The organism is Wolbachia endosymbiont (group B) of Ennomos erosarius, assembly GCF_964026905.1.
Taxonomy (GTDB): Bacteria; Pseudomonadota; Alphaproteobacteria; order Rickettsiales; family Anaplasmataceae; genus Wolbachia.
Window position 1 is genome coordinate 617,636 of record NZ_OZ034708.1, and the last position, 15,379, is coordinate 633,014.

Sequence of the window (15,379 nt, forward strand, 5' to 3'; positions counted from 1 at the left end):
CAACTTATGACAATTATCTTCGCACCACAACGTTTGTGAGACTCAGTGTTTAGATTTACTTCGCCTATTCAGCTAGTTTTTATTACAATTACAACAAAATAATTTTGGCTTTGATGAAAACTGTATATGTATGTCAATCCTGTGGTCATAGCACTGGCAGGTGGGTAGGGAAGTGCATCGCATGTGACAATTGGGGTACAATTGTTGAGGAAATAGCAGTAAAAACGGGCAAAAGAAGTATATCTGCGCCAATTTTAATAAAGACGTTATCGGGTAGCGAAATTATCACTCCAAGTCGTTTTTTAACAGGGATAGAAGAATTAGATAGAGTTTTTGGTGGGGGTATCGTTCAAGGTGCTAGCATTTTAATTGGAGGCGAACCTGGTATTGGAAAATCCACCCTTTTGCTTAGAATTGCAGCTAATGTTGTGCAACTTTCCTCTTTTGAATGTCTTTATGTATCCGGCGAGGAATCTTTAGAGCAAGTGAGTCTCAGAGCAAAGCGTCTTAAGATAAATGAACCTAAAATTAAGCTTTTATCTACAGTGTCTTTAACTGATGTAGTAGCAACAATAAAGGAAAACAAAAGTATTAAATACTTAGTAATTGACTCTATACAAACAATGTATGATAGCAGAATTACATCAGCACCAGGAACTGTAACCCAGGTTCGTACTTGCGCTCATGAATTAACCATTCTTGCGAAACAATATGGTATTTCTCTTTTAATAGTTGGTCATATAACTAAGGATGGACAAATAGCTGGACCTAAAACTTTGGAGCATATGGTGGATACGGTATTATATTTTGAAGGTGAAAACAGTAATCAATATCGCATTTTGCGTACTATTAAAAATAGATTTGGCCCTGCAAATGAAATTGGTGTTTTTGAGATGTCTGAAGCAGGACTTGTGCCTGTTGATAACCCATCATCATTGTTTCTGATGGCCCATGACAGAGAAGTAGTTGGCAGCGCCGTATTTGCAGGAATTGAAGGTTCAAGACCAATTTTAATGGAAGTGCAAGCATTAATAGCAGGGACTAATATGGCAACTCCAAGAAGGGCAGTAGTTGGGTGGGATATTAATCGATTGGCTATGATCATCGCGGTGCTAAATGCTCGTTGCAAAATGTTTTTGCATGATAAAGAGGTATACCTAAACATTGCAGGGGGACTCAAAATACAGGAACCATCGGCTGATCTTGCTGTTGCTGCTTCTCTTATTTCAAGTGTAGTAAATTTACCGCTGCCAACTTCTTCAATAATCTGCGGTGAAGTTGCACTTTCAGGAGAAATTAGGAATGTCTCGCATGCTGATCTCAGACTAAAAGAAGCACAAAAGTTAGGATTCAAAAAAGCAATTATGCCTAAAAATGGTAATTACTCTTCTCATGATATTGAGATAATCAAGCTTGGTCACGTAAGGGAATTAAGAGAAATTTTTAATTACAATTAAATAACGCTTCAGCAAATTCTTTGCTAGTAAACTCCCTTAAGTCCTCTATACTTTCGCCAATTCCTATAGCATATAACTTTATCTTATAGGCTTCTGCGAGTCCAATTACCACTCCACCCTTAGCAGTGCCATCTAGCTTTGTTACGATTAGCCCGGTAACATTAACCATTTTGCTAAATGCTTCTAATTGGCTATAAGCATTTTGGCCGGTAGTTGCATCAAGAACTAAAATAACGTCATGAGGGGCAGTGTCATCCAATTTCTTTATCGTTCTATATATTTTTGATAATTCCTCCATAAGGTTCACATTATTTTGCAGCCTTCCTGCTGTGTCAATTAGAACAACATCAACGTTATCTTTTATAGCTTGACTTACAGCTCTATATGCCACACTTGCAGAGTCGCTACCGTACTCTCCAGTAACGATAGAACAACCAGAGCGTTCTGCCCAAATATTTAATTGCTCACTAGCAGCCGCTCTAAATGTGTCGCATGCAACAAGCATAACGGATTTTCCCATTTCCTTGTATTTATATGCGAGCTTACCTATAGTTGTGGTTTTACCGTTACCGTTCACTCCGCATACCATTATTATGTGGGGTTTTTTATTCAAAACTAACGGCTGCACGACCGGATTTAATATAGCTTCTATTTCGTTCATTAACTGCTGTGTGATAATGTTATGTTCAACTTCCTTGTCAAACTTGATGCTTGTGAGCCTGTCAATAATCAACTTGGAAGTTTTATGACCAATGTCCATGCTAATTAGCAATTCTTCTAGCTCGTCTAAAAGCGACTGATCTAATTTTTTTTTGTCAGAGAAAATACTTTTTACTCCGTTGCTAAAGCGAGAAGAAGTTTTTAACAAGCCTTTATAAAGGTTACCAAATAAACTCAAGAGAATACTCCTTTTTAATTACAATATAGAGAATGACATGCACTACGTGTATTTGTAAAGTAAAATGCACTCACAAACCACATATTTTACTTTACAAAAATTACTCTTTTTGAGTGTATTTTACTTTAGTTTTTAACCTAAATATGTTATAATGTAGAATAGCGGTTCACAGGTAATTTTATGAGTTATAATGAGAAAATTTTAGATCATTACGAAAATCCAAGGAATGTTGGCTCTCTGGATAAAAATGATCCAAATGTTGGTACTGGTTTAGTTGGTGCACCATCGTGCGGTGATGTAATGAAATTGCAGATAAAGGTCAATGACAAAGGTGTTATTGAAGATGCAAAATTTAAAACTTTTGGTTGTGGTTCTGCCATTGCTTCAAGTTCCTTGTTAACAGAGATGATAAAGGGGAGAACCATCAGTGACGTTACACAGATAAAGAATACTCAAATAGTGGAAGAGTTGTCTTTACCTCCAGTGAAGATACACTGTTCGGTACTTGCTGAAGATGCTATAAAGGCTGCTATTCATGACTATCAAAGTAAACAAAAGAATTAAGAAGCTACGAACATGGGTGAATATCAAGAAGTAGGCGGAGGTGAAACTGTAAAAAAGAATAAAAAACTTATCACTATAACTGCGGAAGCAGTAGAAAGGATAAGGTATTTATTGGACCAAAAGAAGCATACTAACCTTGAGAAACCGGAAGAAGCAATAGGAATAAGAGTGCTAATTAAGCAAAAAGGATGTTCTGGTTTAAAATATGATATTGAATATGCATATGATACTCGTCCTTTAGAGTCGATAATTGAGGAAAACTGTAGTGATGGCCAAAAAGTTAAAGTGTTGATCGACCCAAAATCCGTCATGTTTATTCTTGGCTCTGAAATGGATTATGTAGAAGAAAAATTTTCATCGGGTTTTGTTTTCAAAAATCCTAATGAGAAAGGAAAATGTGGTTGTGGAGAGAGTTTTCATGTCTAGCAACTATTTTGCATTGTTTGAAATTGAACCAGCTTTCAATATCAGCTTTGATGAGTTAGAGAAAAAATATATTGAGCTAAGCAAGACTGATATAAATGAAAAGCAGTCCAAAAATATGGAAAATATCAACAAAGCTTATCAAGTGCTAAAGTCACCACTAGAACGTGCCGAGCATTTATTGAATCTTTTTAATGTAAAAAATCAAAAGGATCATCTGAATTCTGAAATATTAAATGAATCAATGGAAATAAGAGAGTACTTACTAGACTGCGACGACCTACAATTTGCAAGTAGGATGGTTGATGAAAAAATAAAAGGTTGCATTAAAAACCTAATTAACACTTTTGCTGTAAAGAATTTTGATAGAGCTGCTACACAAGTCTTAAGATTGAAATATTTATATAAGTCATTTGAGGAGGTGAAAAAGAATGCAACCAATTCAAATTTCTGAACCAAATTCAAGTGAAGTAGTTTTTGGTATAGATCTTGGTACTACCAATTCTTTGATTGCTATGGTAAATAAAGCTGGTAACGTGGAGATATTTAAAGATGAACAAGGAAGAGAACTGCTGCATTCTGCTCTTTCATATGAAAATAATACATTGAAAACTGGCTACGATGTCGGTCAAAATGCAATCTACTCAATAAAGCGTTTAATGGGTAAAAGTGTTGAAGAATTAAATAAAGAAGGCGTCAATTTTGAAATAGATCATGAAAGCGAAAAAGTTATTAGAATAAAATGCGCAGAGGAAAAGTATCTTACTCCTGTTGAGATTTCTGCTGAGATATTAAAAGCTTTATGTGAGAGGGTAAAAAAGTCTAAGGGGCTGAAAGTAAAAAAAGCAGTGATTACTGTGCCAGCTTACTTTGACGATTCAGCACGTAACGCAACCAAATATGCAGCAAGATTAGCCGGCATAGAAGTTCTTCGCCTCGTTAACGAGCCAACCGCTGCAGCGCTTTCTTACTCCATTGAAAAGAACAATAGCAGTGGAATATATGCAGTTTATGACCTTGGTGGTGGAACATTTGATATTTCGATATTGAAATTGCATCAAGGAGTGTTTCAAGTTCTTGCAGTTGGTGGTGACACCAAACTCGGCGGTGATGATTTTGATCATTTGCTGAGTTCAATTGTGATTGATAAGTATAGAGAAAAGGTAGATTTAAATAAAGAATGCTCTAGTGTCATCCCAGTGCCCAGACACTGGGATCCAGAAAGTTTGATTACAAATGAACACACTAGAAAGTTATATAATAAGAACTGGATTCCAGTGTCAGCTACTTACATGACAGGGCTATTATCATTCGTTGAATTACGTACTGTGAAGGAATATCTGAGCAAAAATACTGTAGGCACTTTTAAATTCAACATTAACGGCGAATTATTTGAATGCGAAATTACTAGAGAAGAATTCGAGCCGGCAATAAGTCCTTTAGTTAATAGGACTATTAATATAGTCACTCGTACTATAAGCGATATAGATCTTAAAATTGACGATATAAAAGGAGTAATTTTAGTTGGTGGTGCAACTAGAACACCATTGGTTCAAAATTCACTAGTCAAACTCTTTGGAAATAAAGTACTAAATGACGTGGATCCAGATAAAGCAGTTGCCATTGGGGCAGCTCTGCAGGCTCATGATTTAACTTCGAGCTCAAAAGATAGGAATATTCTCCTGGATGTTTTACCTTTATCACTTGGCATAGAAACTATGGGAGGCATAGTTGAAAAAATCATACCAAGAAATACGCCACTACCAGTTTCAGAGATAAAAGAGTTTACAACTTATGTTGATAGGCAAACAGCAATGAAAATTCACGTTTGTCAGGGAGAACGTGAAATGATAGAGGATAACAAATCTCTAGCGCAGTTTGAACTAAAAGGTATACCGCCACTGCCTGCAGGTTCTGCAAGAGTTGAAATAGAATTTACAGTTAACGTTGACGGAATCTTGACTGTTACTGCAAGAGAAAAAGCTACTGGAATTGAGCAGACAGTTAAAGTAAATTCAAGTTTTGGCTTGAGTGAAGCTGATGTTCAAAATATGGTTAACCAGTCAATAAACAGCTTTGACGAGGATATGAAGGCTCGTTCCCTTGCAGGTGCTAAAATTAATGGAAATAAACTCATACATTTGGTTGAAAACAATAATAACCTTTCCACTGATCAAAAGTTGAAAAACCTATTACAAAATGTAAAAAACGCTTTACAAGGCAATGACTTGAATGAAATTAACAACACTATCGCCGAGTTAGAAAATTCTTCTTTAGAGTTGTGTGAATTAACAAATAGGTAGAAAAAGCTTACACAACCTTGTGCAATACCCTATTTAATCTCAAAGCAACAGGTAATCTGAAATTAAATGGTAACCAATCGACCTTCCCCAATTTAAACGATAAACCAACTATGCTTACACGCCCAATGATATTTTCCATTGGTACAAAACCAACTTCAGGAAACCTGCTATCCAAAGAATTATTTCTATTGTCTCCCATAACAAAAAATTGATTGTTAGGTACATAATAAACCGGAGTATTATATGATAGCTTATTAGAGACGTTATCTATCAAAATCTCATGCTCCTTGCCACTTAAAAGCGTTTCTATATATCTTGGTATGCTGCGATTTGACTCATAATCAAAAAAACTTTCAATTTGCCTTCGCTCTACTTTCTGATCATTTAGGTATAATTCTCCCTCTATCATTTGCACTTTGTCGACCGGTGTTCCTATTACTCGCTTAACAAACCTGATACTGTCGTTTCTTGTGGGTTTGAAAACTACTATGTCGCCACGCTTTGGAGGGGTGTAAAAAATCCTGCCGCTAAAAATGTTTGGAGAAAATGGAAAGGAGTGTTTACTGTAACCGTATGAATATTTACTAGTAAAAATGTAGTCCCCTTCAAGTAAGGTGCTTTTCATTGAACCAGAAGGTATATGAAATGGCTCGAATAAAAAACTACGTATTGACAGCGCAATCAACAGTAAAAAAAACAATGAAGATAAAAATCTTCCCGTTTTTATCACCCAGTTTTTGCTTAGTCCTTCCAACTTTGTTTTTCTTATAAATTAAGCTTATTATAATACATAAATTAAAAAATGGTAATATGAAATTTTACTTGTGAATGTTATTCCTCTATTCAAAACAATTTTGAAAAGGCGGTTCATTTCTTTCAACGGTGTTATCCAAGTAGCGTGACACATAACTGTACGAACATTGCAATTTGCAGGTAGGCAGATGAAAGTAGCTGACACTAGAATCCAGCCTTCCTGCAATCTCATCGAAAACGTTGTGTTTTAACAACCACTTTTTATGCTAGTTTGCTTGTAACGCGAATTCTGGATTAAGGAAGGAAGAAAGTATAGGAAATAGAAGGCTTTTTGGATTTGATGGAATAGGAAATGAGAGTAGAAAAGATATGAACCAAAAAATTAACAGGGGATCTATGGCGAGTGTGTTCAATTTCTAGTCTATTTTTTAGGTAACCAAAAACAGTCTCAATGATAGACCTTTTTCTCAGTAAAATCTTCTCATTTAGCGAAATCAATGCATTTTTCATACCTTTTTTCACCTTGGTAACAAGTTTCAAACCTCGGTCAAACAGCTTCTGAAAAAGCTCTTTTGCAATATAACCTTTGTCACCAAACAAAAGGCCGGTTAATTTTTCCGTCAGATTTGGCACAGGTATCCTATCATCAACATTGCCTTTTGTTAGCGTAAGTGAATGAATTTCACCATTTTCATTGATTACCATATGTAATTTGAAACCAAAAAACCAGCCGTAAGTACTCTTGCTTAATTTTGCAATTCCAGCAAAAACTTTGTTTTGGATATTCTTTTTGCATGACAAACTGCAATGGGAGTTGTGTCTATATATGAAATTCCAGTGTTTTCTGACTGTCCACAAAGCCAATGCAACAACATTGCTAAATGCCACAAAACCCTAGGCTTTAGAGCAACAAACCTGGTATATGAAGGCAACTTTGGAAACTCTGATTTGTAGAGCAACGTTAGGTAATGTAGATAGAAAGTTTTGAAATTTTTACACGGAGATTGTTGATATAGCAGGATTATTGTCATGATTTCGGAGTGCTCAATTTCCGTTGTTCTTGTGGGTTTTTTACCATTTGGCAGTAGTTTACCTGCAAAATTTTTCTCTATATCTCTGCAAAAATCATCGACCAAACAAAACAGTTTGTTATATCTTCCATGGTTAACCTCATCTATTAATCCAGAATTCGCGTTAATAGCAGCATTTCTGTCAGACATATAATCTATTTTGAATGTTCTGCTGCATCCTTTTTTGGTAGAACTTTTGTCTTTATATCGTATTTCTTACACAATTTATAAAGTTTGTGCCTATCGTATGCCCTATCTGCATATAATGCTTTTATTTTGTGCTGAAAATTAACTTCTTCAAGCAAATCGCAAGCTCCATAGTGGTCAGAGTAGAAGCCATTACTGTATCTTGCAGCTATAGCTTTTTTACTATTTACACTTAACATAACATGTAACTTTCTTACTTGCTCGTAGCTTCGGTACTTTCTATCTGCACTGTTTTCCTTACTGTGGCCAGGAGTGTTACTGTAAATGCTGATACTTGTGCTATCTATGATAATTTCAATATTTTCCATGTTGCTTTTATCAACCCTGCAATCATTTATCTTAATATTAAGTTTTTTAAACCTTCTTGATGCTTGTGAATAGCTGATAACTGCCAAATTTTTTCCTATTTGTTGCAGATATCCTTTTATAAACCCCACCGTTTGTCTTAAACCAATTCTAAAAAGATTGACAATTATATGCACCAAAATTACGACTTTATCACTGTAAATATAGTTGCCGCCCTGCATTTTTGGACTATTTTCATACCAATTTTCGATAGCTTCATCGATGTAACGAAAAATATTTCCCCTTTTTTCAAGGAATTTGTTATATTCGTTTTGGTTACTGACTTTCATTTTCTGTGGCATATTTTTTCTTCAACAGTTAAATGGTTATTTATAATGAATTTTGTCAGTAGCCACCAGATTTTTTCGGTTGCTATGCAACAAAGCCATCCCAGTGTCACGCACTGGGATGACATCAGAGGTTAATGTCACCTACTGTAACACGAGAAGTTCGAACAGTTGTGTATCAGCTACTTTCATGACGTCGTTTGTTGTGCAGTTTACCTTCAAAAGTAAACGTTTGCTGAGATGATAGAGAGCAAAGCAGGAAGTCTAATGAAGTTATTCGTTCAGCTGGTGTTATTTATTTCGTTATTTATTTCTTATTTTACAAAAGCTGCTTTATATGTTGATATAAAAAAAAGCAGTGTTGGTAACATTGGTCTTGTTGTATCTAAATGTACATGTAAAACAGCGCTGGAAAGCGAATTAAGCGAAAATATTGCAAAGGTAATAGGAACAAATTTATCTAATTGTGGCTTATTTAATGTAAAACGTGACGCGGAAGCTGAATTTAAATCTTGGAAAAGCGATACTGTAGTCACAGTAAGTTTAAGCGAAATATCTGGTAGTGCATTAGAGCTATCATTTCGTTTGTTTGACACTTTTACAAAAAGAGAATTACTTACTCAGTCAGTTGTTTTTCCAGCAAAAGACTGGAGAAAAATTGGTCACCTTGTTTCGGATGTGATACATGATAGATTGATTGGTGAGAAAGGGCACTTCAACACAAAAATCACGTATATCGCTGAAGAAAAAGATAGCAATTACAAATCTGTGCGTAAAATTGCTGTGATGAATCAAGATGGAAGTAATATAAAATACTTAACAAATGGCGATAGATTTGTGTCAACACCGAGATTCTCACCAAATGGAGAGGGTATTGTTTATATCTCATATGCAAATGGTAAAAGTTATATAATATTAAAAAATTTAAAAGATAACACTGAATCAATGATCAGCGCATTTGAAGGAGTTGTTTCTGCACCAAGATTTTCTCCTGATGGTAAATCTCTTTTAATTTCCCACTCATTGGGTGGTAAAACGAATATATTATCTTTAGATTTAAGTAGTAAACGAACAAAAAAAATTACTAAAGGCTCAGCTATAAGCACTTCTCCCTCTTTTTCTCCAGATCAAAAGTATATGGTTTTTAGTTCTGATATAAGTGGAAGTCAGCAACTGTACGTTATCGATTTTACTAACAAAAGTAAAAAACCTAAAAGAATTAGTTTTGGAAGTGGAAGATATGCTACGCCTGTTTGGTCGCCAAAAGGAGATCTGATAGCTTTTACAAAGATTCAGTCAGGAAAATTTTACATAGGAGTTATGAAGCCAGATGGCAAAGAAGAACGTCTGCTTTTAGAGGGGCATAAAATTGAATCTCCGGCATGGCTACCAAATGGCAGAGAAATCATTTTTACAAGAACAGAATCACCAAGCAACTCTAAACTATATTTAGTAGACTTAGTAAAGAAAAATCAAAAAATCGTTTCCACTCCTACAAATGCTTCTTTACCGGATTGGTCTTATTTTTGAACTACTGAGCTGCACACTGCTGATTAACTGTATTACCATGAAATTGATTTATCGCCACATCAACAAGATATCCCGCTACGCCACCTACTATAGCACCAGCGATTCCTGACAACACAACAGTTGCAATTACTCCAATAGCAACAATTTTAGGTATAATTCCCATTGCAGCTAGTGTGGCTCCTATAACGCGAATTCTGGATTAAGGAAGGAAGAAAGTATAGGAAATAGAAGGCTTTTTGGATTTGATGGAATAGGAAATGAGAGTAGAAAAGATATGAACCAAAAAATTAACAGGGGATCTATGGCGAGTGTGTTCAATTTCTAGTCTATTTTTTAGGTAACCAAAAACAGTCTCAATGATAGACCTTTTTCTCAGTAAAATCTTCTCATTTAGCGAAATCAATGCATTTTTCATACCTTTTTTCACCTTGGTAACAAGTTTCAAACCTCGGTCAAACAGCTTCTGAAAAAGCTCTTTTGACGCGAATTCTGGATTAAAGGAGAATAGAAAAGGCAAGAAAACAGGGTAAACTCAGCAGTTATAAAAAAACAGATGAGGTTAACCATGGAAGATATAACAAACTGTTTTGTTTGGTCGATGATTTTTGCAGAGATATAGAGAAAAATTTTGCAGGTAAACTACTGCCAAATGGTAAAAAACCCACAAGAACAACGGAAATTGAGCACTCCGAAATCATGACAATAATCCTGCTATATCAACAATCTCCGTGTAAAAATTTCAAAACTTTCTATCTACATTACCTAACGTTGCTCTACAAATCAGAGTTTCCAAAGTTGCCTTCATATACCAGGTTTGTTGCTCTAAAGCCTAGGGTTTTGTGGCATTTAGCAATGTTGTTGCATTGGCTTTGTGGACAGTCAGAAAACACTGGAATTTCATATATAGACACAACTCCCATTGCAGTTTGTCATGCAAAAAGAATATCCAAAACAAAGTTTTTGCTGGAATTGCAAAATTAAGCAAGAGTACTTACGGCTGGTTTTTTGGTTTCAAATTACATATGGTAATCAATGAAAATGGTGAAATTCATTCACTTACGCTAACAAAAGGCAATGTTGATGATAGGATACCTGTGCCAAATCTGACGGAAAAATTAACCGGCCTTTTGTTTGGTGACAAAGGTTATATTGCAAAAGAGCTTTTTCAGAAGCTGTTTGACCGAGGTTTGAAACTTGTTACCAAGGTGAAAAAAGGTATGAAAAATGCATTGATTTCGCTAAATGAGAAGATTTTACTGAGAAAAAGGCTATCATTGAGACTGTTTTTGGTTACCTAAAAAATAGACTAGAAATTGAACACACTCGCCATAGATCCCCTGTTAATTTTTTGGTTCATATCTTTTCTACTCTCATTTCCTATTCCATCAAATCCAAAAAGCCTTCTATTTCCTATACTTTCTTCCTTCCTTAATCCAGAATTCGCGTTAATAGCGTAGCTGTGAATAAGTACGCCCACACAAATTTTAAGTACTTATTCACAGCTACATCAATTTTTCTATTGACTTTTAACACAACTGCTCCTGTTAATTTTTTGGTTCATATCTTTTCTACTCTCATTTCCTATTCCATCAAATCCAAAAAGCCTTCTATTTCCTATACTTTCTTCCTTCCTTAATCCAGAATTCGCGTTTATACTGTACTTTTTTGCTGCAATTACAGCATTTAGTTTTTTTGAAACATATGCATTATTCCTTACTTTCTTCAGCATTTCTTTTGCTGATTCTACTACTTTTTCATCCAATAATTTTGATCTTAATGCCATTTATACCTCAACTATTTTATTTACTTCATTATGGCTTTTCTTCCATCATTGTCCATCTGTTTGCCGTGTAATGGGAATTGGTATAACTATTGCATTCCTGAACTTTTTGATTCATCATTTTCATGACAAAATTCTCTTAACTTTCTCTCTACTTTTTCTGGGTAGGGCCACAGTCACGCGCTGACCATTTGTTGTACTTAACAAAAGCAAATGTTCGTATAGTTGTGGGCTTGACCATAAAATGATTCTTAAGAAAGCAAATGCAATTTTTTGCAGGTTTCACGCGTGATAAAAATTAACAGTTTTATTTTTAGCCAAATCAATTGAATCAAGCTACAAAATCTGCTAAAGTTAACTTTATGAAAGCACCCTTAGCTCAGTTGGATTAGAGCATTTGACTACGGATCAAAAGGTCGGGCGTTCAAGTCGCTCAGGGTGCACCACATTTTATAGGAAACAGAAGTCACACTTGAAATTAATATATGCAATACCTATCTTTAAAGGTTAAACACTAAACTATTATATATGAGCAAAAAAGACTACTATGATCTGTTGGAAGTAGGCAGAAATGCCAGTATTGATGAGATAAAAAAAGCGTATAAAAAATTAGCGTTAAAATATCATCCTGATAGAAATCCTGGCAATCAAGAAGCAGAGGAAAAATTTAAAGAAGTAACAGCTGCATATGAAGTTCTATCTGACTCTGAGAAAAGGGCAGGCTATGATCGTTATGGCCACGAAGGTGCTTCTGGTGGATTTCAAGGCTTCAGCTCTGCAGGAGATTTTAGCGACATATTCAATGACTTCTTTGGTGGAGGATTCGGTGGTGGTGCAAGTAGATCGAGAGCAAAAAGAAGTACAACAGGAGTATCTGGAGCAGACCTACGTTATGATCTTGAAATTACCTTGGAAGATGCATTTAAAGGAATACAAGCGCCTATACATTATGTGACAAATGTAAAATGTGATACATGCCAAGGCACAGGTGGCGAAGGAGCAATTAAACCAGTTCAGTGCCACACATGCCAGGGAAGCGGTAGGATTAGAACTCAACAAGGCTTTTTTACCATCGAAAGAACATGTACTACATGCTATGGGGAAGGAGAAATAATACGAAATAAATGTAAGAAATGTGGTGGAAGTGGACGTAGAAGAGATGAAGTAAATATATCCGTTTCAATTCCAAAAGGCATAGAAGAAGGAGCTAAGGTAAGGGTAAGTGGTAAAGGAGAAGCTGGAGCAAGAGGTGGAAAAAGTGGAGATTTATACGTATACGTGAAAATAGTTCCCCATAAAATCTTTACTCGAAATAAAGCAGATTTACACTGTAAAGTGCCTATAAGGATGACACTAGCAGTGCTTGGTGGTGAAATCGATGTACAATCAATCGATGGAGCTAAAATAAAAGTAAAAGTTCCAGAGAGCACTCAAACTGGTACCAAGTTACGTTGTAAGGAGAAGGGTATGCAATATATGAACTCACATGTTCGTGGTGATTTGTATGTACAGGTAATAGTTGAGACTTTAAATCCAAAGAATTTAACTAAAAAGCAAATTGAGCTATTAAAAGCGCTTGAAGAAGAGGAAAATGCAAGTGTACAACAGCAATCTGAAGGGTTTTTTAGTAAAGTAAAAAAAAAATAAGAAATCTGCTAAATGACATGAAGGGGTAACTGTTTACGGGTTTTCATTTAATCCTGCAATTCTTTGATCTTATTAATGGAAAACTTAACAATAGTGTTATTATTAGCCAACAGAGACTTCTCAGTTCCTTAAAACTATGTAAAAGCAATAAATTTCTTTATTTAAGGTCGAAGTTTTGCTATTCTCAGGTTTTAATAATTTAAATTTAATGAATATAAACAAAAATGAGTTTTTATTTCTTCCTCTTGGAGGAGTAGGAAGAATCGGGATGAATGTTAGCCTATATCATTACCAAGGCAAGTGGATTATGATCGACCTTGGTATCGGTTTTGCAGATGAAACTATGCCAGGTGTTGAGCTGCTCATTGCTGATGTGGATTTTATTGCTCAAAGAAAAAAAGATTTACTTGGAATAATAATTACACATGCACATGAGGACCACTGCGGTGCAGTGCCCCACTTGTGGGAAGAATTGCAGTGCCCCATATATACAACAAAGTTTACGGTTAATTTTCTCAAGGAGAAACTAAAGGAGTTTCGATTGGAAGGTGTGGTACCTGTGAAAGAGGTAGAGATAAATGGCAGCATAAATTTGGGTCCTTTTACCGTTGAGTTTATAAATGTAACTCATTCAATTCCTGAGGCAAATTCAATATTAATTAGCACTGAAATGGGTAGTGCACTTCATACTGGAGACTGGAAATTCGATCCAAAACCTGTTGTTGGATTAACTTCCAATATAGAGCGTTTAAAAGAAATTGGCGATAAAGGTAATCTGCTTGCAGCAATTTGCGATTCAACCAATATATTAAGCAAGCATCACCCTGAGTCAGAAGGTGAAATTTATAATAATATTTATAACATAATAAAGCGGTCTAAAAAATTAGTTGCTGTTTCGCTATTTGCTTCAAATGTGGCACGAATTGAAACGATAAGCCAAGCTGCAAAAGTACTAAATAGAAAAGTAGTTTTACTTGGTAGATCTTTATGGAGAATAGTGAAAGTTGCGCAAGATAGTGGTTATTTAACTGATTCTCCTGAGTTTCTAGAAGCAAAGGAAGCAGTAAATTTTCCAAGGGAAAAACTGGTGCTACTTTGCACAGGTTGTCAAGGTGAGCCACTGGCAGCTACCGCAAGACTTGCTGCTAAGAGTCATCAAGCATTTAAAATGCAGCAAGGTGATACCATGATTTTTTCGTCAAAAATCATTCCTGGAAATGAAACTCGTGCGCACAACATGCTCAATGCCTTTATTGAGATGGGGGTAGAAGTTGTTACTGAAAAAACAGAGCATGTTCATGCTTCTGGGCATCCAACAAGAGAAGAGCTAAAGGAAATGTATTCTTTAATAAAACCGAAGATGTCTATTCCAGTTCACGGCGAATATATTCACACGCATGCACATGTAAAATTTGCTAAAGAGTGCGGTGTGGCAAAAGCAATAATGATTGCACCAGGTGATATTGTTAATTTGGAGAACGGAGAAAAAGTTGATTCAATCGATGTTGACTACTTTGGTATTGATGGTATGTTGCTACGTCATCCGGAGTGCAGTGTTATAAAAATGCGTAAGAAAATGAGAGATGCTGGAGCTATTGTAGTGACAGCAGTTGTAAACAAGAAAAATAAATTGCTTGCTAAACCAAAAGTATTTGCACCTGGTGTTTTCGAAGCGCCAGAAGATGCAGCTATTATGCAAAGGATCATAGAGAAGGTTGAGTCAGCGTTTAGTTTACAGCCGACAAAAAAAATAAGAAATAAGATTGAAAGTTCAATATTTAGTATCTTAAAGGAATATTTACTAAAAAGACCTATAATTGAAGTCCAGATAGAACAGGTATAGAAATATACCTCTTTTATTAACCATTATTTGAGTAAGAAGTTAACAATGTATTCTTTGATGTTATTTCAGCATGCAATGCTGGAATCCATAAAAAAATCAGTGTCAAGCACACAACTGTATGAACGTTGTGATTTTAGAGCAATCCCTACCGGTAGGGGTGTCATCCCAGTGCTTGACACTGGAATGGCTTTGTTGCATCGCTAGCTATGATGGATTAAAGATAAAAAAGATGGAGAATATCAGTAGCTTATTATTCTGGTATTTATAACAAG

General features: G+C 35.5%; 12 protein-coding genes, 1 tRNA gene and 5 pseudogenes. 11 read left to right on the forward strand and 7 right to left on the reverse strand.

Annotated elements, in window-relative coordinates; genetic code table 11:
* The first annotated feature begins 113 nt into the window (after nucleotides 1-113).
* A complete protein-coding gene (radA, locus tag AAGD95_RS03200) occupies nucleotides 114-1,457 on the forward strand; it encodes a DNA repair protein RadA (protein WP_341818818.1) in 1,344 nt (447 codons plus the stop codon).
* Here the strand turns inward: radA and ftsY are convergent.
* Complete coding sequence (ftsY, locus tag AAGD95_RS03205; RefSeq protein ID WP_341818186.1) at nucleotides 1,444-2,355, reverse strand: signal recognition particle-docking protein FtsY; 912 nt, start codon at nucleotides 2,353-2,355, stop codon at nucleotides 1,444-1,446. The two genes, radA and ftsY, sit on opposite strands and share 14 nt — an antisense overlap.
* Nucleotides 2,356-2,535: 180 nt before the next feature.
* Here ftsY and iscU point away from each other — a divergent pair, with 180 nt between their 5' ends.
* Genes iscU through AAGD95_RS03225 form a run of 4 tightly spaced genes read left to right on the forward strand, consistent with a single transcriptional unit; the run spans nucleotide 2,536 to nucleotide 5,645 of the window.
* Nucleotides 2,536-2,919, forward strand: coding sequence for a Fe-S cluster assembly scaffold IscU (gene iscU / locus AAGD95_RS03210; protein WP_007548853.1), 384 nt, complete (start codon nucleotides 2,536-2,538; stop codon nucleotides 2,917-2,919).
* Nucleotides 2,920-2,931: 12 nt separating this feature from the next.
* Nucleotides 2,932-3,345 (forward strand): HesB/IscA family protein, encoded by a 414-nt coding sequence (locus AAGD95_RS03215; protein WP_007548854.1) that lies wholly within the window; start codon nucleotides 2,932-2,934, stop codon nucleotides 3,343-3,345.
* Nucleotides 3,338-3,796 (forward strand): iron-sulfur cluster co-chaperone HscB C-terminal domain-containing protein, encoded by a 459-nt coding sequence (locus AAGD95_RS03220; protein WP_341818819.1) that lies wholly within the window; start codon nucleotides 3,338-3,340, stop codon nucleotides 3,794-3,796. Before AAGD95_RS03215 ends, AAGD95_RS03220 begins: the two co-directional genes overlap by 8 nt.
* Nucleotides 3,774-5,645, forward strand: a complete 1,872-nt coding sequence (locus AAGD95_RS03225) for an Hsp70 family protein (protein ID WP_341818187.1) — start codon at nucleotides 3,774-3,776, stop codon at nucleotides 5,643-5,645. Before AAGD95_RS03220 ends, AAGD95_RS03225 begins: the two co-directional genes overlap by 23 nt.
* A gap of 7 nt (nucleotides 5,646-5,652) precedes the next feature.
* Here the strand turns inward: AAGD95_RS03225 and lepB are convergent, their stop codons facing one another.
* The 3 genes and pseudogenes from lepB to AAGD95_RS03240 all read right to left on the reverse strand — a co-directional run bounded on the left by lepB (nucleotide 5,653) and on the right by AAGD95_RS03240 (nucleotide 8,322).
* Nucleotides 5,653-6,399, reverse strand: a complete 747-nt coding sequence (gene lepB, locus AAGD95_RS03230; protein WP_341818188.1) for a signal peptidase I — start codon at nucleotides 6,397-6,399, stop codon at nucleotides 5,653-5,655.
* A gap of 293 nt (nucleotides 6,400-6,692) precedes the next feature.
* Nucleotides 6,693-7,576 (reverse strand): annotated as a pseudogene (locus AAGD95_RS03235) (IS982 family transposase).
* Between the two features lie 47 nt (nucleotides 7,577-7,623).
* Entirely contained in the window at nucleotides 7,624-8,322 is a 699-nt protein-coding gene (locus tag AAGD95_RS03240) for a transposase (protein WP_341818189.1), read from the reverse strand.
* 252 nt (nucleotides 8,323-8,574) lie between these two features.
* On the opposite strand from AAGD95_RS03240, the gene AAGD95_RS03245 reads away from it, so the two are divergent.
* Nucleotides 8,575-9,837: a protein TolB gene (locus AAGD95_RS03245; protein WP_341818190.1), complete on the forward strand. Its 1,263-nt coding sequence runs from the start codon at nucleotides 8,575-8,577 to the stop codon at nucleotides 9,835-9,837.
* Nucleotides 9,838-10,036: 199 nt separating this feature from the next.
* Here the strand turns inward: AAGD95_RS03245 and AAGD95_RS03250 are convergent.
* Nucleotides 10,037-10,324, reverse strand: a pseudogene (locus AAGD95_RS03250) (transposase); the annotation flags it as partial.
* On the reverse strand, nucleotides 10,279-10,404 hold the full coding sequence (locus AAGD95_RS03255) for a hypothetical protein (RefSeq protein WP_341818191.1): 126 nt from the start codon (nucleotides 10,402-10,404) through the stop codon (nucleotides 10,279-10,281). The pseudogene AAGD95_RS03250 and the gene AAGD95_RS03255, both read right to left, overlap by 46 nt.
* 15 nt (nucleotides 10,405-10,419) lie before the next feature.
* On the opposite strand from AAGD95_RS03255, the pseudogene AAGD95_RS03260 reads away from it, so the two are divergent.
* Nucleotides 10,420-11,269, forward strand: a pseudogene (locus tag AAGD95_RS03260) (IS982 family transposase).
* Nucleotides 11,270-11,374: 105 nt separating this feature from the next.
* Nucleotides 11,375-11,473, forward strand: a pseudogene (locus tag AAGD95_RS03265) (IS982 family transposase); the annotation flags it as partial.
* A 9-nt stretch (nucleotides 11,474-11,482) separates the two neighbouring features.
* Here AAGD95_RS03265 and AAGD95_RS06460 read toward each other — a convergent pair.
* Nucleotides 11,483-11,620, reverse strand: a pseudogene (locus AAGD95_RS06460) (IS630 family transposase); the annotation flags it as partial.
* 365 nt (nucleotides 11,621-11,985) lie between these two features.
* Here AAGD95_RS06460 and AAGD95_RS03270 point away from each other — a divergent pair.
* The 3 genes from AAGD95_RS03270 to AAGD95_RS03280 all read left to right on the forward strand — a co-directional run bounded on the left by AAGD95_RS03270 (nucleotide 11,986) and on the right by AAGD95_RS03280 (nucleotide 15,107).
* Nucleotides 11,986-12,063 (forward strand) — tRNA-Arg (locus tag AAGD95_RS03270).
* Between the two features lie 82 nt (nucleotides 12,064-12,145).
* Complete coding sequence (gene dnaJ, locus AAGD95_RS03275; RefSeq protein WP_265034614.1) at nucleotides 12,146-13,264, forward strand: molecular chaperone DnaJ; 1,119 nt, start codon at nucleotides 12,146-12,148, stop codon at nucleotides 13,262-13,264.
* A gap of 208 nt (nucleotides 13,265-13,472) precedes the next feature.
* On the forward strand, nucleotides 13,473-15,107 hold the full coding sequence (locus AAGD95_RS03280; protein WP_341818820.1) for a ribonuclease J: 1,635 nt from the start codon (nucleotides 13,473-13,475) through the stop codon (nucleotides 15,105-15,107).
* The last annotated feature ends 272 nt before the right edge of the window (nucleotides 15,108-15,379 follow it).